Consider the following 19,404-nt stretch of genomic DNA (forward strand, 5'->3'; position numbering starts at 1 on the left):
TTGACAATGACTACCCCCGCCGGAATGAAGACGATCATCCTCGAGTGGACCGAGATCTGTGACCACACGCTCAAGGTCACCGTGCCGGAAGACTTCGACCCGGCCGACCTCGACAACTTCGATCGTTACCCGGACCTGTACGACGATCTCGCCGAATTCGATAGCGAGTCCTACGACGGATGCACCCGAGAGAGTGCGTTCATCCGCGAAGTCGTGGAGTACGACCCGCGAGCTTCGACCCTCTACCTGGATTAACAGGTTTGCCTGCGGCCCGAGCATCGCTCGGACCGGCGGGTTCGCTGTTCATCCCTACTTGACAATGATCGAAAGGCAAGACTCATGACCGCGAGCATCTACGTTGCCAGCCTCACCGACTACAACGCTGGCCGCCTGCATGGTGAGTGGTTTGACGTGCTCGAATACAGCGATGGTGAAGACCTGCTAGCCGCTGTGGATCGGATGCTCCGCAAGTCTCCGACCGCACGGTTTGAAGGCATCGTGGCCGAAGAATGGGCCATCCACGACTATGAAGGCTTCGAAGGATTCAAGCTCTCGGAATGGGCGCGGTTCGATGAAGTCTTCGACCTGGCGAAAACCCTGAACGAACTCGAACGTCACGGGGAAGCCGAAGCGTTCACGGTTTACATGCAAGACGTGGTGAGCTGGGATTCTCTCGGAGATCTGACCGACGCTGTTTCCGACTTCCGCGATGCGTACATCGGAGAGATCAGCCCGACAGACTACGCATACGACGCCGTAGAAGACATGCTGCACGGACTCCCCGAAACCGTCCGCATGTACTTCGACTACGAGGCGTATGGCCGCGATCTCATCACCGGCGGAGACATGACCTACACCCAGGGCCACCTGTTCTGGAACCACTGACCACCCACGCCACACGTAGACTCACACCCAACGGGAGGACGAACACATGACACAGGCTTCGCTGAAAACGCGAGTCGCTGATCTGGAGGGGCAGGCCGAGGTGACCAAGCAACAGCTTCGGGAGTTGGTGGCAGGGCAGGCCGAGGCATCGAGTCACCTCGACGCGCTGGATGAGCACTTCCGCCTGGTCGATGCCCGACTAGCAGGTATGGACGAACGCCTGGCGGGCGTGGACAACAGGCTCGGCCTGGTGGATCTGCGACTCGGCCACGTAGACACGCGGCTCGGCCGCATCGAACGGGAGCTATCGGAAAATCGCGTGCTGCTGAAGTCTCAGAAAGACATGCTGCAAGCGATCCTGGATCGACTTCCCAAGTAAGACAACCGAATACAGCTAGCCCCCTGGGTTTGACCTAGGGGGCTTTTTGTATGCCTTGAGAAGGAATGACATGAACGAGACAACGCCGACGCTCGGCAAGATTCGGCGAATCACAGGCATCGCCGACCAGGTGCTGTACGAGGTTCCCGTGGCCTACCCAGACGAGCCAACCAAGGTCGTGAGCTTTGTCCGCCGGTCACCTCATGGACCGATCTTCATGTACCTCGAGCCGTTCGGATGGTGCCGGATCGAAGATCCGAACAGGTTCGGAGACTTCGGCCCCGAGTGGGTCCAGCGATTTTTCTCGGAGGACTGAACATGACTACGTTCGAGCACGCCGACTCGGTTTTCGCCATCGCCGATAGCGTGGCTCACCACATCGGATCAGGTTGGTACGCCGAAGGCTTCGGCAGCAACGAAGGCCGGGCAACAATCACCGGTCCCCACGGAATGGAGCTGCTGCTGGTGTCTCGCCGAGGCTTGTACTCGGTGCCGCGCGGCATGATCCGCGTGTTTCCCCAGTACGGCGACGCGAAGGACCACCTACCCCGGCAGTTCCGAGATATCGAGATCAACATCTCGCTGTCCAAGTCTCCAATGATGATCGCCCGAGAGATCAACCGCCGGTTGATGCCCACTTACGAGCACGCCTACGCCGTGGCTCGTGATGCATGGATGAGCTTTCGTCAGCAGGCTGCCGACGATCGAGCGACCGAAGCGGATCTGACCGGCGCGATGCGGGCCAACTTCATGGCCGGGCTGAAGCGTGGAGAGTTCGGCGAGAACGGCCGCGGTGGTGAGTTCGCGGTCCGGGACGGGCAGGTGTATTGGGAGATACGGTTGCCGCCGGAGGAATCGCGCACGCTGGCTAGGGTCCTGGCGGATCTCCTGGGATGACCAAGAAGGCTCGACGCTTCACGACCAAGGATGTCGATGAAGCTATGCAGGCGTGCGAGGCCGTTCATCTGGAGTTCTGGTCTCACAAGAGATTCGGCGGCTGCTGGGCGGTCGGGCTCTGCGTGTACTGGGAGGTCGACTGGTACACCCTCTCCTGCGGTCGAAAGCTGGTGATCGCTCATAGCTGGGGAGGCATCGCGAACGCCCGTCGACAGGGCGAGTTCAAGCCGCGCCGTCAGCGCCTTGTCAATGAAGACTTGCCGCTGCTGCTGACCAGCTGATTCGCGGGTTCGCTACACCCTCCGGAGCTTTGCCGGCCGGGGGGTGGTGTGAGCTACGAAACAGAACAGGAACAAGACATGAGTACTCAAATCATTGATGCCGCAAAGGAATTCGCGGAGGTATTCGACAACTGGGAAGCCGCTGCACATGTCGGCTCAAGCTTCCAGTGCTCCGAGGTAGAAGCCTTGGCCGAGCTGCTGCGTGCCTGCGGACGGGACGACGCCGCCGAGAGCTGGATCGACTGGCACGCGGAGGACGATGAGTGCGGCGACGCGCATTGCCGCTGCGCTGGTGACCACTGCGAGAACGAAGACGAGGACGGGGAATGAACACCAAGACCATCACTGTGCAGTGGAGCACCGTCGAGTACTACCGCGACACCATCGAGGTTCCGGACTACCTGGATCTGACCGACGAATCCGCGGTGCTGGAGCAGATCAGCTGGAAGGCGTCACACTGCTCGGAGTACTCCGGCGACTCGGAACTCGTTTCGGTGCAAGAGGTTTCGGAATGACCACGCGCAGCCCGGAACGCATCGAGTTCCTCACCGACGTGTTGACCACAGCGGTGGAGGGAGGCATCGGCTACTGGTCGGAGCTACGCAAGTACCTGCACGAGGCACCGCACGCTCACGCGGTGATCGTGGACTACGAGCACGGGGAGAAGTACCACGTCGACATCGACACGATCGCCGAAGGATTGAGTCTGGTCTCGAAGGCGAGCGTCGGCGGCCTGCCGGAGCGCTATCGCAAAGCGATCGTCCATGCCGATCGGCTCAACACCTGCTCCCCCGATTACGGAGGCCATCCCGATATCGACTCCGAGATCGCCGATATGGTCGTGCAGATTTCACTGTTCGGCGAGGTGGTCTACGGCTGACGAGCCGCTGTCGTCGGGTTCTGGTTCCAACGGCGCTTCGTCGCGCCAGTTCACATTCAGGCTGAGGATGCCCGCAACGGCGAAGAGGATTGCTCCCGTAGCAGGTGTCTCGGTCGGAAGATGCTGTAGCAGCGAGAGAGCCGCGTTGTGGAACGGCACATTTTCGGCGAACCGTACCGCACCTCCGCTTGCCCACAGCAGCGACGCCGCTGCGAGCAGGACAAGAGTAAGCCGCGCATACAAGGGGATATCGCGTTCTGCAATCGCGGGGAGGGTTGATGCAAACAGGAAGGCTCCGGAAGTCGTGGTGATGCACGCGGTGATCACCAAGAGGAATTGCTCCTGGACGGCGCCTTCGTAATGCAGGGCGACGCTGATGTAGGCACCGATGAATCCGCCGCATACGACCGCGGCCATGTGGGTCAGCCACAGCTTGCGCGTGTAGGTCAAGGCGCGGGCTGCCAGGTAGATCATGGCGGCAGAGGCCAAGACGGCGAACAGGTACGACAGCGCCGTGTCCCAGCCGGTTCCGGCCAGATGATGTCGCATGAGGGAGAACGGAACGGTGGCGTTCAATGCCGCCAGCGCGGCCAGCATGACCGTTGTCGGGCGCGTGGAATGGTACTTCCATCGAGGTATGCGCGTGGCCGCGACTCCCGCGCATAGCACTGCGGTGGGGACGTGAAGTGCGTACTCGGCTGTTGCAGTCATGACAACAACCTCCTCGCTGTTCGGGTGCGCTTGCTAAGCGGAGGTTTGGCTGGCTCCTCGTCCTGTACAACGGCGGCGGGCTGCTCTGTCTCCAGCAGGCGGCGCGAGATCTCTTCCACCAACTGCCCGTTGGTGGCCGACCTGAGCGCGTCGCTGACGGCTGGCCGGTCCCCGACAATGGGAAGTCGGAACGCTTCGGCCGGCGCTAGCCCGGCCTGGATCAATCCCTCGGCTGGATTGACTCCGAATGCGAGGCAGAAGTCGATAACTGTTTGCGCGACAGGCGGTCTGGTGGCGTCGAACAGGTGCCGATTGACCTTGCTCGGGTTGACATCCATGTGCTGAGCGATAGCCAGCTCGCTCTTGTCGCCCGAAATCTGCTTCGCCCATCCCTGAAATCCGCCATGCATGGAGGCATCGTACTCGCAGTTCAAGGCGTGATTGAAACGCTGTAACTGGGGTTTTGTGTCACACGCGAGGTGCTGGGTGCCGCACTTCTGCGTTGGCGAGTTGCAATAATGCGGTAACCCATGCTTTGCTGGGCGCATGACCAAGAAGGATTGGCGCATCAGAACCGCCGTACACGCGACACGCGCGCCGGGGCGTGGGTCAACTCAAGGGGAGGAAGGGGTAACTTGACAATGAAGAGTATCTTGGTACGGTCCACGGGACCGTACGCGACAACAGAACAGGTTTGGGGGCATTTTCATGGAACAAACCGACAAGGGCTCAGACAAGCTGACGCTGGCGATTGTCGAGAGCTTGAAGAACCAAGGACTTACACAGTCCGAGATCGCCAACATGTACGGCGTGACCAGGCAATACGTTTCCTGGATAAAGAAGACCTACGGCGGGAGCGAGACTCCTCGCGAAAGGGTATTGAAGAACTTCCCTTGGACTCTTACCACGCAGCAGGGGCAGATGGCCCCCGCGCGAAATCTGCGCAATCACGCTGAATACATGGCTACTGGCGGAAAAGGTATGTCCGCCGAGAAATTGACCAAACTCCGCAACTTCTACAAGAAGCTCCGCGACGAGAACGTTGTGGTCGAGTTCGACCCTGCGCTTCCCCCCGAGCCGGGGGTGAGTTCGGTCGGAGGCTTCGCCTACCGGCCGCGCGCCGCGGAAGACGGGGACCTGTTGATCCGTGTCAACGAGCACACGGCAATGAATGAGGAAGGCAAGATCATATGGAGGTTCCCGCCCAGAGAGCCGTGACATCGGAGGTCGGTGCACAAGCGCCAACCGCCGATCCCCGCGAGTTTCTCGCTGAGCACGCCTTCACTCACTTATCTATCGAGGTACCGTCGTTGCTGTTCGTGACGACGAGGATGGTGTCCACCGCGGTGTGGACGATGATGGTGTACCGAAGCAACGCGGTCCGGCTGGACGATGATCTGTTTCAGCCGGTCGCGGATCTCTACGACAGTGCAGAACCCTCCATCGTGGAGGAAGTGGAAGACGAATCCATGATGTTCGGTGCGGGTATCCGCACCGTCCACTTCTTCCGAGTGCCGGGCTATGAGTAAGCCCCTCGCGCATCGAAGCGTCTCCCAACTCCAGCAGTACGAAAAATGCCCGTACGCATACAAACTCGCACGCATCGACCGCGTATGGTCGCGCCCGGCTGCATGGCTGGCGCAAGGTTCCGCAGTTCACACCGTGGCCGAGATGTATGAACGGTCCGAGCGGACCATGACCCTCCAAGCAGCTCAGGATCTGTTTCGGGAGGAGTACTCGACCGAGATAGCCAAGTACACCGAACGCACTCCCAACTTCGAATTCTGGTTCTGGAGTGGGCCTTACAACGGCGAGCGTGATATCGAACGCCGGTACGGCATCGGCCTGGAGCAGGTCGCCAAGTACCTCGATTGGTACGAGCGCCATCCCGAAGAGGTCATCTGGATCGCTCCTGATGGCACGCCCGGCATCGAACTCGGCTTCAACATCGACCTGGACGGCGTGAGGGTTCGCGGCTACATCGACGCTGTGATCCAGAACGGCGACGAGGTTCGAGTCCGCGACAACAAGACTGGAAATCAGCCAGGCGGAGACTTTCAGCTGGGCGTCTACTCGGTGGCGCTGGCTGATGAGTACGGCATCGACCCGCCGCAGGTGGGCGACTACTGGATGGGCCGATCAGGCAAGCCGACCAAGGACTACCGGATTGGTGAATGGACCCGTGAACGGGTCACCGAGGCGTTCCACGAGCTGGAGGGCAACATCCGGGCGGAGAGATTCGAACCCAAGCCCGACCCGGACAAGTGCCGGTTCTGCGACGTGAAGGCGTCGTGTGCGTTTGCCATGGGCTGAAACTTGACAATGAACGGAGATTGAGTGGCAGAACTCGACCCCAATGACCCCCTGTTGACGTCGGCGCACGCCCCACACGAGACAGCCGCCGTGCTGCGGATGCACCGCAACGGCATTCCGGGTTTCGCCCTTGCCGATGAACTGGGCATGAAGGGAACCGAGCTGGTCAAGGCTCTGCAATCGGCGCTGGACGCCGAAGGCGAAGCCAGCCGGCACGGGGTGCCCATCCATGACGCCGCGATCAAGAAGGCTTCATAGCCCCGGCGCCGAAGAAAGTGAGGAGGACAACACATTTACACCCCACTGCAAAGTCTCTACATCCGTGGTTCGGCCGGTGAGCCGCTGCCCACGGTCTATCAAGCCTTGGAGGAGAAGGGGACGCGCTTCCTGCGCGGCCAGCTGGTTCTGGTGAGCGCGGGGCCGGGTACGGGCAAGTCGGCGTTCGTGTTGTCGCTGGCGCTGCGGGCGCGGGTGCCGACGCTGTATTTCAGCGCGGATAGCGATGCTTTCACCCAGGCTTCGCGGTCGGTGGCGATGCTGACCGGGTGGCCGCTGGAGAAGTCGGCCGAAGCCGTTCGCGGCGGCCAGCTCGGCGACGCTGCCGGACTTTTCCAGGGGATTCCGATCCGGTTCAACTACAACGCCAGCCCAACCCTGGACGACATCGAACGCACGATGCTCGCCTATGACGAGGTGTACGGGGACTTCCCCGTGCTGATCGTCATCGACAACGTGACCAACGTTCGCTCCGGCGGTGACGGCGACGATGACCCGTTCTCAGGCCTGGAGAGCCTCATGGACTACCTCCATGACATGGGCCGCCAGACCGGCGGCTGCGTGATCGGCCTGCATCACGTCACCGGCACCTACAACGATGCCGATAAAGCGATTCCGCTGTCAGGCGTTAAGGGGCAGATCACCCGCGTGCCGGAGATGGTGCTCACCCTGCATCGCAAGACCTCCGATGCCGACTACGGCGTGGACACCCTCTATGTCTCCACGGTGAAGAACCGCGGCGGCAAGTCCGACCCGAGTGGAGTGGACGCCGCTGAGCTGGAGTTCATCGGCGACACGATGCAGATCCGGGATTTCCTCTACTCAACTACTTGACAATGAACGGAGATTGAGTGGCGACACGCCGCCGGGCCGTCAAGCCCAAGGTGTGCGTCGACTGCGTGAAGGAAGAGATCACGACCAAACGCAAGGCTCCACATCCGGGGCCGCGCTGCGCGACGCACCACCGCAAGAAACGAACCATCCGCCGCGACTACTCCCACGAGAAGCACATCGGCGAGACCTACGGCATCACCAAGGAGGAGTACTGGGCGATCTATGAGGCCCAGGGCCGCAAGTGCGCCATCTGCCGACGAGCGACCGGCGTACGCAAGAAACTCAGCGTCGACCACGACCACGCCACCGGCATGGTTCGCGGCCTGCTCTGCACCATGTGCAACCGGAATGTCTTGGGTCACTTGAGAGATGAGCCCGAAGCCTTCGACCGGGGCAAGCGATACCTGAGTCATCCGCCTGCTGTGGAGGTGATCGGATGCCGGATCGTCCCGGAGGGCGGAGCGCCGGTGAAGGGCAGGCGCTGATAACCCAGGTCATCCACCGGTACCACCCTGAATGGGTTCCGCCCGAGGCGGGCCGCAACGAGTGGATCAGATGCCGGTGCCCATTCCACGGCGACGACTCGCCTTCGGCGAGCGTCTCCTACGCCCACGCGGCATTCAAATGCTTCGCCTGCCCGGTCAAGGGCGACGCGATAGCGATCATTCGACACCAGGAGGAGGTGAGTTATGCAGAGGCTGTCCGAATCGCAGAGGGCATTTCTCCGGGCAGCAGCCCAGCGGTACGAAGGAAGCCTGGCCGGGTCTCCGGCCGAAGAGTATTTGGCGACACGCGGCCTGATGGCCCCCAGCATCCGGGAAGCCATGAGCGGGTTCGCCCTCGGATACGTGGCCGATCCACTCCCTGGTCATGAGATGCACCGCGGATCACTGGCAATCCCGTATCTGCGCTGGTCCAGCGATCAACGGCTCTCGGTGGTCTCCATCAGGTTCCGCTGCATCCAGGACCACGACCACAAGGGGCACGGCAAGTACATGACTGTGGCCGGTGACCGGCCCCGGCTCTACAACACCAAGGCTCTGCTGGAGCACAGTCCGGTCGTCGCGATCACCGAGGGCGAAATCGACGCCATCACATCGCAGGTATGCGGAATCCCCACGGTCGGAGTGCCGGGGGCCGAAGCATGGCAGCCGCACTTCCGCGAACCCTTCCTCGGGTATCGGGACGTGTTCGTGCTCGCTGACGGCGACGAGGCGGGCCACCGCTTCGCCAACACCGTGGCCAAGTCCCTGCCGAACGCGAAAGTCATTCCTTGCCCGCCGGGCGAGGACGTCAATTCCCTCGTCATGAGTCAGGGCAAAGCTGCTCTGCTGGAGAGGATCTCATGATTTACATCTACAGCCAGCCTGGCTGTCAGCCGTGCAAGATGGTCATCAAGATGATCGAGGAGTCCGGTGTGAACTTCACCGTTCTCGACATCAGCACCGATCACCTGGCGCGTGAGTACGTGGTCGAGACCCTCGGTGCCCGATCGACGCCGGTCATCGAATACGGCAAGGAACACGTCAGCGGCTTCACTCCCGAAACCAAACCGAAGGTTCAGGCGTTCATCGACGCCGAGTCCTCGCCGACAGTCTACGGACCTGGCACTTTCCTGCACTGAAACTTGACAATGAATGGACGGATTGCGTGACCGACAACATCAACCCGGCTCACTACCAGGGCTTCTCCAACGGCGCTCAGGTCATCGACATCAGCGAGCACCTGACCAGCAACGGCGGGCAGGCGTTGCAGTACATCGCCCGATCGACCCGGCTCGACGGCAAGAACAAGGGCAACCCCCTCGAAGACCTCCGCAAGGCCATGTGGTTCATCGACCGCGAGGTCAGCCGCCTGGAGGCGGTCCAGAAGGCCGCCGACGAGGCTGTCAGCGCCAGGTTGGACGAATGGATGAACAGCCTCCACGAGTGGATCGGCGTGCCCTACGTGCCCACGCAGCGCTGGCTGCTCGGCGTCGACCAGAAGCCCGGGCCGCGCAAGTTCGATTCGCTGTTCGGCATCCCGCTAGGGGTGATCGTCCGCGACATCGACGGAGACGAATGGCGATGGGAATCCGGGGGGCGGTTGACCTGGCGGTCGGAGGGCGAAGGCGACTTCGCCGAGTGGTTCAACTACACCATCGAAGATGACGAAAGCTACGGCCCGTTCATCGAAGTCATTGAGAGCGAGGCATTTTGAGCAAACGAATCGTCATCATCTCCGATACCCAGATCCCCTACGACGACCGCAAGGCCGTGCGGGCGCTGATCCGGTTCATCGGCGACTACCAACCCGACGAGGTAATCCACATCGGCGACCTGATGGACTTCCCCCAGCCCAGCCGGTGGAACAAGGGCACGGCCGGAGAGTTCGAGGGCTCGGTGTTCGCCGACTCCGAAGAGGCCAAGCGCCACTTCCTGGAGCCGCTACGCGAGGTCTACGACGGGCCGATCGGCGTCCACGAGGGCAACCACGACGAGCGGGCGCGAACCTATCTCGCCAAATACGCTCCCGCCCTGGCGGAGTCCGGCGCGTTCGATATCGATGTACTTCTCGACTTCGACAGCTACGGCATCGAACTGCTACCGGAATTCCACAAGGTGGCCCCGAACTGGATCACCACCCACGGCCACCGTGGAGGCATCCGACTATCCCAGGTCGCGGGCGGAACAGCCCTCGGTGCGGCCAAGAAGTTCGGCGTCTCGGTGATCATGGGCCACACCCATCGCATGGGCATCGCCTCCTACACCAACGGCGTCGGCGGTGTTGTCGACCGCACCGTAACCGGTATGGAAGTCGGCAATCTCATGGACATGAAGAAGGCGCAGTACCTCAAAGGCGGCACCGGAAACTGGCAGCTCGGCTTCGGCCTGCTGACCGTGGAGGGCAACCATGTCAAGCCGGAGCTGGTGCCGATTACGGCGGGCAAGTTCACGGTCGACGGCGAAGTTTGGAAGGTCTGAAACTTGACAATGAATGGTACGGAAATCAAGGCGGCGGTGAAGCGCGCCGCCGGGTCGGTCGTGCTCCAGTGGCCTGACGTGATCGAGGCCGATGACCTGGAACAAGAGCTGATGCTCTGGATTCTGGAACGCCCCTCGGTCCAGGCCAGGCTGGAGGCGGGCACCGCCCGTGAACGGCACGGCCTGCTGGTCCGGCACGGCCACGTCATCGCCGCCGACGCCCGCAAGTCCCGCATTCGGTTCGCCGCGGAATTTCACTACTCCGTCGATGAGGTCAAGGCACTCCTGGAGGGCCGCGACCGGGGCGCAGATCGGCTGGACGATCTCACAGAGGCCATGGATCTGCTGCGGGAACGCAACGACGAGCAAGCCGAACTGATCGCCGAGAAGTACGGCGAAGGCAAGTCGATGGGGACTGATGCCCGCCGCAAGATGCTCCAGCGAGCGCTGGTCTCGCTGACCGACGAAATGAACCGCATCATCCGCGAGAAGTTCGACGCCTACACCGATGGGCCGGGCTCGCGCACCGCACTGTCCAACCAGGCGGCACAGGCCGCTATTCGCACGTAAGGAACTTGACAATGAACAGCCTGCTCGATTCGACGTTCAACGGCATGGGTGCTGGCGAGATGTACCGCGCCTGGACGGCACCGGGCGTGTTCCCCGACCAGCCCCAGCCCCGCCTGGAGAACTGGTCGAAAGACGATCTCGAAATGTACTGCGGCATCTACGAATTGGAGAGTGAGTGACCAACTTTGGCCCGACCGGAAAGCTCGTCTACGAGCGGACCTACTCCCGGACCAAGCCCGATGGCACCAAGGAAACCTGGCCCGAGACCGTCCGCCGAGTAGTCGACGGCAACATGGGCCTGGTCGACGCCCGCCACCACCTACCCGGCGAGCGTGACCAGCTGATCGAGATGATGGAGAACTTCAAGATCCTGCCCGCTGGGCGGCATCTGTGGGCCTCCGGCGTACCGGGTCGCCAGTACCTTTTCAACTGCCACGTATCCCACTGGGGAGCCGAGCCGGCCGAACACTTCGACTTCACCTTCATGAGACTCATGGAGGGCGGGGGAGTGGGCAGCAACTACAGCAACCGCTACCTACGCGACTACCCGGTCATCCAGCATGCCCTGCGGGTCGAAATCGTCTGTGACCCTGAGCATCCTGACTACGAGGATCTCAAGGAAGCCGGACTCCTGTCTGAGCGATACAACTCCGATTGGACCGGTGCATTCGAGGTGGAGGACAGCCGCGAGGGCTGGTCCGCCGCCCTGGTGGATCTCATCGAAACCCACTACCGCGAGGAAGTCCTCAACTTCCGCCGCGTCTACGACGTCACCAACGTCCGGGCCTCCGGCGCACGGTTGAAGACCTTCGGCGGCCGGGCATCAGGCCCGGTGCCGCTGGCGAAGATGCTCGTAGCGGTCTGCAAGGTCTTGTCCGACCTGGAGGGGCGCAAGCTCGACGGCATCTCGGCCATGGAGATCGACCATGCGATTGCCGAGTGTGTGGTCTCCGGCGGTAACCGGCGCAGTGCGCGCATGGCGATGATGCATTGGGCGGACCCCCAGGTCAGCCGCTTCATCAACATCAAACAGCAGTCGCTGAGTCACTGGACCACCAACATCAGCGTGGAGGTGGACGAGCGATTCTGGGAGGCCCTCGAAGGCCGCGGCGACACCTATCCAGGGTTCCTCTACGAGCGCAGCGAGATCGACCACGCACGCTACGTCCTGGACGCCATCGCAACCGGCATGGTGCGCAACGGTGAGCCGGGATTCTGGGATAGCACGCTGTCCAACATCGGTGAGCCGGAGCCGGTGGTTTGTACCAATCCTTGTGGCGAGATTGGTCTAACCCCTTGGGAGAACTGCAATTTGGGGCATGTGAACCTAGCAGGTTTCGTGGACGAGTACGGCGTGGACGACGTGAACGGCCTGGAGCTGGCGCACAAGCTGATGGCCAGATTCCTGATCCGGGCTACCTACGGCGACGTCAATGACCCGAAGCAGGCCGAGGTTCTGGCACGTCAGCGCCGGATCGGCGTCGGGCACTTCGGTGTCGCGTCGTTCCTGGCGATGACTGGGTTCCCGTACTCCACAGCCCCGAGCAACTATCGGTTCCGGGGACTGCTGCGGTCGCTGGCTCGGGAGGTCGACCAGGCGGCGCGGGAGTTCTGCCATGAGCTGCGTATCCCGGTGCCGGTGAAGCTGCGCACTGTTGCCCCCACGGGCACGATCGCGAAGCTGGTGGGAGTCAGTGAGGGTATCCACCCGATCTTCTCCCGATATTTCATCCGCCGGGTTCGACTATCCACGGTCGACCCAGACCAGTTGCAGATCCTGAAGGACTACGCCAGCCAAGGCTACGAGATCGAGGAAGACCAGTACGCGGCCAGCACCGCGGTCGTGTCCATGGCCACGAAAGACACTCTGGTTCAAGCGGTCTCTGACATCTGGGACGCGAAGACGGCTGAGTGGCTGGTGGAATCGGCCGACGAACTGAGCCTCATGGAGATGCTCGAATTCCAGGCCATGTACCAAAAAGACTGGGCCGACAACGCGGTGTCCTACACAGCCAACGTCGACCCGGCCAAGTACACACCCGAGGACGTCGCAGCAGCGATCAAGCACTTCGGCGGCCAGCTCAAGGGCGCGACCATCTTCCCCGAGGCATCCATGCCCCAGGCTCCCTACGAGCGGATCTCGAAAGAGACCTTCGACGCGGCCATGGTGCAGGCGATTGCCGATGGCGTGGATGAGAACTGCGCCAACGGCGCGTGCCCGATCCGATAACGGTCCCTCGGACCGAATCAACCCCCACGAAAGGTAGTACAACCATGGGTTTTCCCGATCCCTTCTCCAGTGCCTCCGAGGCGCAGGACACCCAGCCGACAAACGGCGGCAGCGTCTTCGACGCTCCTGCGGCCCCCGCTGCGGCTCCGGCCCGGCCTGCCGCGCCTTCTGGCGACGGCAAGGTGGTTCTGACTTTCAAGGGCGGCGCGGGTTACGACGCTCCCTGGGTCGTGATTCACGCAGCCGACCTCCAGGATGCCTACAACCAGGTCAGTGCCGAGAACGCTGCACTGCTCGCTTCGGTGATGCAGGAGACCCAGCGTGCCGGTCAGTACTTCTCGGGCCTGGGTGGTTCCGCCCCGAAGGGCGGCACCGGCGGCGGTGGTCAGCAGCGCCAGCAGCAGCGTGCTCCGCAGGAGTCGGCACCCGGCGGTGAGTCGCGTCAGTGCCAGCACGGTGAGATGCAGTTCAAGTCCGGCGTCGGCAAGAACGGCAAGCCGTGGAAGGCGTTCATGTGCCCGGCACCGCGCAACGCTCCGGATCAGTGCTCGCCTGAGTTCCTGCGGTAGCCAACTTGACAATGAACAGCGGCCGTCGCTAACTTGACAATGAACGGAACGGGGGCGGGAAGCGGCCCGCCCCCTTCCGGGGAGAGAAAACACCTTGTACGCAAAGCTCATCGGCCATACGGCCATCGACGCGGGCTCCATGTTCGACGTCGGTTACAACATCCATCCCGGTGCGGAGACCTGGGCGGACGAACTCGCAGAGTTTGCCGGCCGAAACTGCTACCAGAGCTTCCACCGGCCGAATCCGGCCACCGCGGATAACGGGGACTACCTCGATCACATCCTCGATGTCGGCCACGAATCGGTGCTGGAGCACGCCAGCGCCACCTTCTACATCGAAGCCTCACGTTCGGTGCTCACCGAGCTGGAGCGCCACCGGCACCTGTCGTTCTCGGTGGTCTCCCAGCGCTACGTGGACGCCACCACGCTCGGGTTCAACCTGCCTCCGGCGCTGCTGGACCTCGAAGGCGACGCCCGCAACGAGGCGCTGGATCTGTACCTGAACGTCGATGACGTCACCAAGGCCGCCTACCTCCAACTGGTCGAGATCTACACCGAGGCGGGCAAGCCCCGCAAGCAAGCCCGCGAGGCGGCCAGAGCCGTCCTGCCTGGCATGACCAACTCGCCCATGGTCGTCACGGCCAATCACCGGGCCTGGCGCTACGTGATCAAGAACCGCTGGCACGAGGCCGCGGACGCCGAGATTCGCCAGCTGGCAGGCGAGCTGCTGCGCCAGCTGCGGGAGCTGGCACCCAACACCTACTCCGACATCCCGGAGACCCCCTACAGCTACGAAAAGAGCGCGGCATGAAGCGAATCCACGTCGAACTACTCGACGGTGGCACCGCGGAGTTCGAGGACTCCGATGTGGTGCTCGACAAGTCCGAGGGAACGCTGAACGTCTTCGCCCCCGGCGGCGACTTCTGCGTCTTCAACTGGGATCACGTCGCCTACTACGTCGTCTTCACCCTGAACGAGGACGCCTAGCCAGTGATCGAGTTCCGGAATGAAGTCGCAGGAATCCCGGTCATCATCCGGGTTGTAGAGCATGAGGACGACCTAGAGGGCTTCCGCGATTTCATCCGGAGCAACCTCGGAATCCTCGGACTCGACACAGAGACAACGGGATTGGGCATCTACGGCGAAGGCTACGGCCTGCGCCTGGCCCAGTTCGGCAACCACACCGAGTCGTGGGTGGTCCCCGTCGAATACGGGGGCCGCTTCGCCGAAGATGTCCGCCTGGCCCTGAAGGGCGTCCAGCGGTTCGTGCTGCACAACGCCAGCTTCGATCTACAGGTCATCGACCGGTGCCTCGGCATCCCGATGGAGGATCTCTGGTCCAAGGTCACCGATACCCGCATCCTGGCCCACCTGGTTGACCCTCGGGGCCGCGACGAAGGCGGTTTCGGTCACTCCCTGGAGGACGTCACCCGGCACTACATAGACCCGGTGGTCGCCGATGAAGTCAAAGGGCTCATGGGGCGCCTGGCGAAAGAAGCCAAGACCACCAAGGAAAAGATCTGGGCCGCAGTCGATCTGATGAATCCGGACTATCTCCTCTACTCGGGGATGGACCCGATTCTGGCGATGCGGCTGTACCAGAAGATCTCCCCGCTGGTGCCAGACGTCTCGCGCAAGCTGGTCCGCTACGAGCACCGGATCGCCGAAGTCTGCGCGGTCATGGAGCGGACCGGGTTCCTGCTCGATGTGGACTACACCCTGGACCTGTCGGCCAAGCTCCAGCAGAACGAGCTGGACTACAAGGCCAAGGCCGCGGCGCTGGGGTGCGAGAACGTCAACAGCACCGAACAGGTGGCCGACGTCCTGGAGTTCCGCGGAGTCCGCATCACCGACCGCACGCCCACCGGCAAGCGCAAGGTGGACAAGAAGCTGCTGGATCGGCTCGTGACCGAGGGCGACGAGTTCGCCATCGCGGTCAAGGAGGCCAAGAAGGCGGGCAAGTGGAGAACCACATGGGTCGACGGGTTCCTCAAGAACCGCGACGCCTCCGACCGGGTGCACGCCAGCATCAACCCCTTACGGGCTCGTACGGCGCGCATGAGCATCACCGGAGTCCCGGCGCAGACCCTGCCGTCCGGGGACTGGATGATCCGGCGGTGCTTCCTCGCCGACGAGGGGCAGCTCATCAGCTCCGTGGACTACCAAGCTCAGGAGTTGCGGGTGCTCGCCGCACTCAGCGGCGACCGCACGATGATCAAGGCATTCAAGGAAGGCGCTGACCTTCACCTGCTCACCGCACAGGCCGCCTTCGGCTCCCACATCACCAAGGACGATCCGGAACGCAAATACGCCAAGGTCGTGAACTTCGGACGCGTCTACGGCGGCGGTGCCAACACAGTGGCCGAGCAGACCGGCCTGGACATGGAACGCGCCAAGATCGTGGTCGACGGCTTCGACAAGGCGTACCCCGGCGTGAAGCACCTGAGCAACCGGCTTCAAACCGAAGCTCGTCGCAACGGGTACATCACCACTCCTGTCGGCCGCCGTCTTCCGGTGGACCCGTCGCGGGCGTACTCGGCACTGAACTACCTGATTCAGTCCTCCAGCCGGGACGTGACCGGCCGGGCGCTGCTGCGCCTCTACGACGCCGGATTCGGACCGTACCTGCGGCTGCCGATCCACGACGAGATCCTCGCCTCAGTGCCGGCCGAGCACGCCGAATGGGGAGCCGCTGAGATCGGCCGACTCATGGCCGAGGACATCGGCCCTGTTCACGTCGGCACGGACCCCGAAGTCGGGGGCCGCTCCTGGGGCTCGCTCTACGGCGCTTCCTTCTGAACCGAACTTGACAATGAATGGACATAGGTGGACATAGATGGACACTGCATACATCAGCGTGCCCGTGCACGACGAGTTCATAGATCGAGGTGGAGACATCCGATCGTGCGCAGAGCGCGCGTTCCGCGAACTCGGAATCTTCGACACCGAGGCCATCACCCTCGAACAGATCCGGCCCTCCAGCCGGAGCCAGCACGTCTACGACTACATCTATTCGGCCCCGGCGGTGGTGGTCTGATGGATGACCAGGAATTCTTCGATGAGCTATATCAGCTCTGGGCACAGTGCAGCGGCACCGGCTTCTGGTTCGCCAAGGAGAACGATCTCATCGGGGGCCACTGCGTGATGCTTGACGATGTGACCCCCGCCGAGGCTCCCCGGCCCGGTCTGGAGGTTGCCAGCTTTGCCCGGCAAGAAGACGCCACCTTCATTGCCACGATCTACACCGCGCTGCCCGACATTCTTCGGCGTGCCATGGCCGCCCTTGACGAGGCCGAGCGGCTCGACATCGAACGGGACCAGGTGGTGAGCGAGCTACGGGAGGTCACCGCGGAGAACGAACGCCTCCAGGCGGATCTGGAGTGTTTCCAGTGACCCACCCTCGCCCCGGATGGGACGAATACTTCCTGGAGATCGCGCGAGCGGTCTCTCTCCGATCCGATTGCGAGCGAGACCGAGTGGGGGCAGTAGTTGTCAATCAACGACGCATCCGAGCCACTGGATACAACGGCGCTCCTGCGGGAGCTGCGGGATGTGCGACTTGCCCTCGACGGACTAGCGGATGTGCTCCGGGGAGCAGTTACGACGCTGGCGCCTCTGCTTGCGTCGCTGTCCACGCCGAAGCAAACGCGCTGCTGTACTGCGACAGAGCGGATCTCGCTGGATCTACCCTCTACATCACCCGCGAGCCCTGTTACTCATGCCGCAAGCTCATCGACGCAACCGGTATAGCTCAAGTGGTGTACCCGTAGCGAAAACCCCTCTCCCGTTGGGAGAGGGGTCTTTTCGTGTATCCGAGGAAAGTCTCAGTGTGCGTGAGGATTTCGTCATTCCGGATTGACCGCGAACCGGTCGAATCCGGTCCAATGGGACACGCCCTGGGCGTACCCTGGTCAACACTCGTCAACGAGTTGGGCGGAGGTCCCGAAATGACGTTACGTTTCCTCGGCGGTCCAAGCGGCAAGAACGGCTCGCCGTGTCTGTGGGAGTTGGACGGTGAATACCTCTGGCAGGGGTACCCGGTCGATCCAGAAGTGTTGGCACAGATGAATGTTCCGGACGGCGAGATCGTCGTCAGAGTCCCGAAGGCTGTCGTGGCCTTCCTACCGAAGGGCGAACCGAATGGAGCTGCTGACTGACGAGCAGTGGTCGGAGCTGCACGCATCCTGCACGACTTCGGCACTCCACCTCGAACTGCGCGATGTCTACGCGGTTCCCGATGAGGCGGAGCGATTCGAGAAGTGGCAGGCCGGGCAGCTGACCGACGCTGAAGACGCCGAGTGGTGGGCTCCTTGGCTGGAGATGACTCGCGGCATGGTCAACCGCGGCGTGACTATGCGACGGGCGCGCATCGTGTCCGAGCCCGTCTCCAGCTACATCCACTTCGAATGGGCTACGACCCGCAACGTGGACGGCGGCGAGGATGTCCGCTGGCTACCCCGGCACAAAGCCGCAGGGATAGCGGTCCCACCGGTTGACTTCTGGCTGTTCGATGATCGGCGGCTGGTCCTCAACCACTTCTCCGGAAACGGAGCCTGGGTCGGAAACGAGCTGATCGAAGACCCTGACATGGTTCGTTTGTACCGGTCGGCATTCGATGCGGTCTGGGAGTTGACAACACCCCACGCGGACTACAAACCTGCGCTCGGTGACCACCAGTAGCGCTGGGCGAGCACGAGAAGCCCTGGGCAACCGCCTGCGGGAAATACGCCTGGACGCGCACCTCACAGCGCGCGAACTCGCCACACAGGCGGGCTGGAACCACACCAAGGTCTCCAAGCACGAGAACGGGCATCGGGTACCGAGCCTGGGAGACCTTGAGCTGTGGTGCCGGCTGTGCAATGCCGAAGACCTGTTGCCGGACCTCGTAGCCGCGACACGGGAAATCGAGAAGATGTACGTGCAGCTGCGCAGGCTGCACCGCACCGGCACCGCCCGCTACCAACAGCAGGTGCTTGGCGAGGAACGGAAAGCCAAGCGGCATCGCATCTTCTGCGTTTCGCTGGTCCCCGGCCCGGCTCAAACGCCGGAGTACGCGACTGCGGTTCTGACCGATATCGCGACCATGAACGACTACCCGGCTACCGACGTCCCCGCAACGGTCGCTGTGCGGATGGAGCGCGCCGAGTTGCTGCGCTCCGCCCGCGTCTTCCATATGATCCTGTGCGAGAACGTCCTCCGAGTCGGCGTGGTGCCGCCCGATGTCGCCGCAGGGCAACTCGAACACCTGCTGACAGTCATGGACTACCCACGAGTGCGTCTGGGCGTGCTCCCGGCAGAAGCCCGCCAGTACATGCCCGTCTGCGAGTTCTGGATCACCGACGACACCGAGGTCGAGATCGAAACGTACTCGGCCATTCTGCGAATCCAGCAACCGAGCGAGGTCGCGGTCTACACCACGGTCTTCGACCAATACGCGCGGCAAGCGCTCTATGGCAAACGAGCCCGCGCGATCATCCAGGGTGTTCTGGACGACCTTCGTCAACATCGGTCAACCTCGTAGCCAGTCCAAGGCCCTTGTTCCTACTGTCTGATCAGGCACTCGGGGGCGGTTGCAGTCGACACCGGTCCCGAGCTGCCTCACCAGCGACAGACACA

At 62.5% G+C, this 19,404-nt stretch carries 35 protein-coding genes; 33 read left to right on the forward strand and 2 right to left on the reverse strand.

The window, feature by feature from the left end; genetic code table 11:
- The first annotated feature begins 6 nt into the window (after nt 1–6).
- The 9 genes from ACYQ5L_RS11225 to ACYQ5L_RS11265 all read left to right on the forward strand — a co-directional run bounded on the left by ACYQ5L_RS11225 (nt 7) and on the right by ACYQ5L_RS11265 (nt 3,322).
- Nucleotides 7–255: a hypothetical protein gene (locus ACYQ5L_RS11225; RefSeq protein ID WP_459957304.1), complete on the forward strand. Its 249-nt coding sequence runs from the start codon at nt 7–9 to the stop codon at nt 253–255.
- An 84-nt stretch (nt 256–339) separates the two neighbouring features.
- On the forward strand, nt 340–885 hold the full coding sequence (locus ACYQ5L_RS11230; protein WP_459957305.1) for an antirestriction protein ArdA: 546 nt from the start codon (nt 340–342) through the stop codon (nt 883–885).
- A gap of 46 nt (nt 886–931) precedes the next feature.
- Nucleotides 932–1,264, forward strand: a complete 333-nt coding sequence (locus ACYQ5L_RS11235; protein ID WP_459957306.1) for a hypothetical protein — start codon at nt 932–934, stop codon at nt 1,262–1,264.
- Between the two features lie 70 nt (nt 1,265–1,334).
- Complete coding sequence (locus tag ACYQ5L_RS11240) at nt 1,335–1,580, forward strand: hypothetical protein (RefSeq protein WP_459957307.1); 246 nt, start codon at nt 1,335–1,337, stop codon at nt 1,578–1,580.
- Between the two features lie 2 nt (nt 1,581–1,582).
- Nucleotides 1,583–2,161 (forward strand): hypothetical protein, encoded by a 579-nt coding sequence (locus ACYQ5L_RS11245; protein ID WP_459957308.1) that lies wholly within the window; start codon nt 1,583–1,585, stop codon nt 2,159–2,161.
- Entirely contained in the window at nt 2,158–2,442 is a 285-nt protein-coding gene (locus ACYQ5L_RS11250; protein ID WP_459957309.1) for a hypothetical protein, read from the forward strand. Before ACYQ5L_RS11245 ends, ACYQ5L_RS11250 begins: the two co-directional genes overlap by 4 nt.
- A gap of 78 nt (nt 2,443–2,520) precedes the next feature.
- Complete coding sequence (locus ACYQ5L_RS11255) at nt 2,521–2,772, forward strand: hypothetical protein (RefSeq protein WP_459957310.1); 252 nt, start codon at nt 2,521–2,523, stop codon at nt 2,770–2,772.
- Complete coding sequence (locus ACYQ5L_RS11260) at nt 2,769–2,957, forward strand: hypothetical protein (RefSeq protein ID WP_459957311.1); 189 nt, start codon at nt 2,769–2,771, stop codon at nt 2,955–2,957. Before ACYQ5L_RS11255 ends, ACYQ5L_RS11260 begins: the two co-directional genes overlap by 4 nt.
- A complete protein-coding gene (locus tag ACYQ5L_RS11265; protein ID WP_459957312.1) occupies nt 2,954–3,322 on the forward strand; it encodes a hypothetical protein in 369 nt (122 codons plus the stop codon). The genes ACYQ5L_RS11260 and ACYQ5L_RS11265 overlap by 4 nt, the downstream gene beginning before the upstream one ends.
- Here ACYQ5L_RS11265 and ACYQ5L_RS11270 read toward each other — a convergent pair.
- A complete protein-coding gene (locus ACYQ5L_RS11270) occupies nt 3,293–4,033 on the reverse strand; it encodes a hypothetical protein (RefSeq protein WP_459957313.1) in 741 nt (246 codons plus the stop codon). The two genes, ACYQ5L_RS11265 and ACYQ5L_RS11270, sit on opposite strands and share 30 nt — an antisense overlap.
- Entirely contained in the window at nt 4,030–4,443 is a 414-nt protein-coding gene (locus ACYQ5L_RS11275; protein WP_459957314.1) for a hypothetical protein, read from the reverse strand. Before ACYQ5L_RS11275 ends, ACYQ5L_RS11270 begins: the two co-directional genes overlap by 4 nt.
- 298 nt (nt 4,444–4,741) lie before the next feature.
- On the opposite strand from ACYQ5L_RS11275, the gene ACYQ5L_RS11280 reads away from it, so the two are divergent.
- The 24 genes from ACYQ5L_RS11280 (at nt 4,742) to ACYQ5L_RS11395 (ending at nt 19,309) form a co-directional block, all read left to right on the forward strand.
- A complete protein-coding gene (locus ACYQ5L_RS11280; RefSeq protein ID WP_459957315.1) occupies nt 4,742–5,251 on the forward strand; it encodes an XRE family transcriptional regulator in 510 nt (169 codons plus the stop codon).
- Nucleotides 5,248–5,562 (forward strand): hypothetical protein, encoded by a 315-nt coding sequence (locus ACYQ5L_RS11285; protein ID WP_459957316.1) that lies wholly within the window; start codon nt 5,248–5,250, stop codon nt 5,560–5,562. The genes ACYQ5L_RS11280 and ACYQ5L_RS11285 overlap by 4 nt, the downstream gene beginning before the upstream one ends.
- Nucleotides 5,555–6,346 carry a RecB family exonuclease gene (locus ACYQ5L_RS11290; RefSeq protein ID WP_459957317.1) on the forward strand — a complete coding sequence of 264 codons (792 nt, stop codon included), beginning with the start codon at nt 5,555–5,557 and terminating at the stop codon, nt 6,344–6,346. The genes ACYQ5L_RS11285 and ACYQ5L_RS11290 overlap by 8 nt, the downstream gene beginning before the upstream one ends.
- Before the next feature lie 24 nt (nt 6,347–6,370).
- Entirely contained in the window at nt 6,371–6,604 is a 234-nt protein-coding gene (locus tag ACYQ5L_RS11295; protein WP_459957318.1) for a hypothetical protein, read from the forward strand.
- 84 nt (nt 6,605–6,688) lie between these two features.
- On the forward strand, nt 6,689–7,456 hold the full coding sequence (locus ACYQ5L_RS11300; RefSeq protein WP_459963396.1) for an AAA family ATPase: 768 nt from the start codon (nt 6,689–6,691) through the stop codon (nt 7,454–7,456).
- Between the two features lie 65 nt (nt 7,457–7,521).
- A complete protein-coding gene (locus tag ACYQ5L_RS11305) occupies nt 7,522–7,941 on the forward strand; it encodes an endonuclease VII domain-containing protein (RefSeq protein WP_459957319.1) in 420 nt (139 codons plus the stop codon).
- Complete coding sequence (locus ACYQ5L_RS11310) at nt 7,893–8,330, forward strand: CHC2 zinc finger domain-containing protein (RefSeq protein WP_459957320.1); 438 nt, start codon at nt 7,893–7,895, stop codon at nt 8,328–8,330. The genes ACYQ5L_RS11305 and ACYQ5L_RS11310 overlap by 49 nt, the downstream gene beginning before the upstream one ends.
- The gene (locus ACYQ5L_RS11315) at nt 8,239–8,805 is read left to right on the forward strand and encodes a toprim domain-containing protein (RefSeq protein WP_459957321.1); all 567 of its coding nucleotides are present in this window, start codon (nt 8,239–8,241) and stop codon (nt 8,803–8,805) included. Before ACYQ5L_RS11310 ends, ACYQ5L_RS11315 begins: the two co-directional genes overlap by 92 nt.
- Nucleotides 8,802–9,080, forward strand: a complete 279-nt coding sequence (locus ACYQ5L_RS11320; protein WP_459957322.1) for a glutaredoxin family protein — start codon at nt 8,802–8,804, stop codon at nt 9,078–9,080. The genes ACYQ5L_RS11315 and ACYQ5L_RS11320 overlap by 4 nt, the downstream gene beginning before the upstream one ends.
- A 26-nt stretch (nt 9,081–9,106) precedes the next feature.
- The gene (locus tag ACYQ5L_RS11325) at nt 9,107–9,655 is read left to right on the forward strand and encodes a hypothetical protein (protein WP_459957323.1); all 549 of its coding nucleotides are present in this window, start codon (nt 9,107–9,109) and stop codon (nt 9,653–9,655) included.
- Nucleotides 9,652–10,419 carry a metallophosphoesterase gene (locus ACYQ5L_RS11330; RefSeq protein WP_459957324.1) on the forward strand — a complete coding sequence of 256 codons (768 nt, stop codon included), beginning with the start codon at nt 9,652–9,654 and terminating at the stop codon, nt 10,417–10,419. The genes ACYQ5L_RS11325 and ACYQ5L_RS11330 overlap by 4 nt, the downstream gene beginning before the upstream one ends.
- Before the next feature lie 9 nt (nt 10,420–10,428).
- Entirely contained in the window at nt 10,429–10,989 is a 561-nt protein-coding gene (locus ACYQ5L_RS11335; RefSeq protein WP_459957325.1) for a hypothetical protein, read from the forward strand.
- An 11-nt stretch (nt 10,990–11,000) separates the two neighbouring features.
- Complete coding sequence (locus tag ACYQ5L_RS11340) at nt 11,001–11,168, forward strand: hypothetical protein (RefSeq protein ID WP_459957326.1); 168 nt, start codon at nt 11,001–11,003, stop codon at nt 11,166–11,168.
- Nucleotides 11,165–13,219, forward strand: coding sequence for a ribonucleoside-triphosphate reductase, adenosylcobalamin-dependent (nrdJ, locus tag ACYQ5L_RS11345; protein ID WP_459957327.1), 2,055 nt, complete (start codon nt 11,165–11,167; stop codon nt 13,217–13,219). Before ACYQ5L_RS11340 ends, nrdJ begins: the two co-directional genes overlap by 4 nt.
- A gap of 44 nt (nt 13,220–13,263) precedes the next feature.
- Nucleotides 13,264–13,788: a hypothetical protein gene (locus ACYQ5L_RS11350; protein ID WP_459957328.1), complete on the forward strand. Its 525-nt coding sequence runs from the start codon at nt 13,264–13,266 to the stop codon at nt 13,786–13,788.
- Nucleotides 13,789–13,882: 94 nt separating this feature from the next.
- Nucleotides 13,883–14,599, forward strand: coding sequence for an FAD-dependent thymidylate synthase (gene thyX / locus ACYQ5L_RS11355; RefSeq protein ID WP_459957329.1), 717 nt, complete (start codon nt 13,883–13,885; stop codon nt 14,597–14,599).
- Nucleotides 14,596–14,775 carry a hypothetical protein gene (locus ACYQ5L_RS11360; RefSeq protein ID WP_459957330.1) on the forward strand — a complete coding sequence of 60 codons (180 nt, stop codon included), beginning with the start codon at nt 14,596–14,598 and terminating at the stop codon, nt 14,773–14,775. The genes thyX and ACYQ5L_RS11360 overlap by 4 nt, the downstream gene beginning before the upstream one ends.
- A gap of 3 nt (nt 14,776–14,778) precedes the next feature.
- Nucleotides 14,779–16,587 (forward strand): DNA polymerase, encoded by a 1,809-nt coding sequence (locus ACYQ5L_RS11365; protein ID WP_459957331.1) that lies wholly within the window; start codon nt 14,779–14,781, stop codon nt 16,585–16,587.
- 37 nt (nt 16,588–16,624) lie between these two features.
- Nucleotides 16,625–16,825 (forward strand): hypothetical protein, encoded by a 201-nt coding sequence (locus ACYQ5L_RS11370; RefSeq protein ID WP_459957332.1) that lies wholly within the window; start codon nt 16,625–16,627, stop codon nt 16,823–16,825.
- Nucleotides 16,825–17,181 carry a hypothetical protein gene (locus ACYQ5L_RS11375; RefSeq protein ID WP_459957333.1) on the forward strand — a complete coding sequence of 119 codons (357 nt, stop codon included), beginning with the start codon at nt 16,825–16,827 and terminating at the stop codon, nt 17,179–17,181. Before ACYQ5L_RS11370 ends, ACYQ5L_RS11375 begins: the two co-directional genes overlap by 1 nt.
- Complete coding sequence (locus tag ACYQ5L_RS11380; protein ID WP_459957334.1) at nt 17,178–17,558, forward strand: deoxycytidylate deaminase; 381 nt, start codon at nt 17,178–17,180, stop codon at nt 17,556–17,558. Before ACYQ5L_RS11375 ends, ACYQ5L_RS11380 begins: the two co-directional genes overlap by 4 nt.
- Before the next feature lie 177 nt (nt 17,559–17,735).
- Entirely contained in the window at nt 17,736–17,945 is a 210-nt protein-coding gene (locus ACYQ5L_RS11385; protein ID WP_459957335.1) for a hypothetical protein, read from the forward strand.
- Nucleotides 17,929–18,468 carry a DUF6879 family protein gene (locus ACYQ5L_RS11390; protein WP_459957336.1) on the forward strand — a complete coding sequence of 180 codons (540 nt, stop codon included), beginning with the start codon at nt 17,929–17,931 and terminating at the stop codon, nt 18,466–18,468. The genes ACYQ5L_RS11385 and ACYQ5L_RS11390 overlap by 17 nt, the downstream gene beginning before the upstream one ends.
- Nucleotides 18,455–19,309 carry a helix-turn-helix domain-containing protein gene (locus ACYQ5L_RS11395; RefSeq protein WP_459957337.1) on the forward strand — a complete coding sequence of 285 codons (855 nt, stop codon included), beginning with the start codon at nt 18,455–18,457 and terminating at the stop codon, nt 19,307–19,309. The genes ACYQ5L_RS11390 and ACYQ5L_RS11395 overlap by 14 nt, the downstream gene beginning before the upstream one ends.
- Nucleotides 19,310–19,404 lie beyond the last annotated feature (95 nt).

The sequence above is a fragment of the Nocardia sp. IFM 10818 genome, from assembly GCF_054655275.1.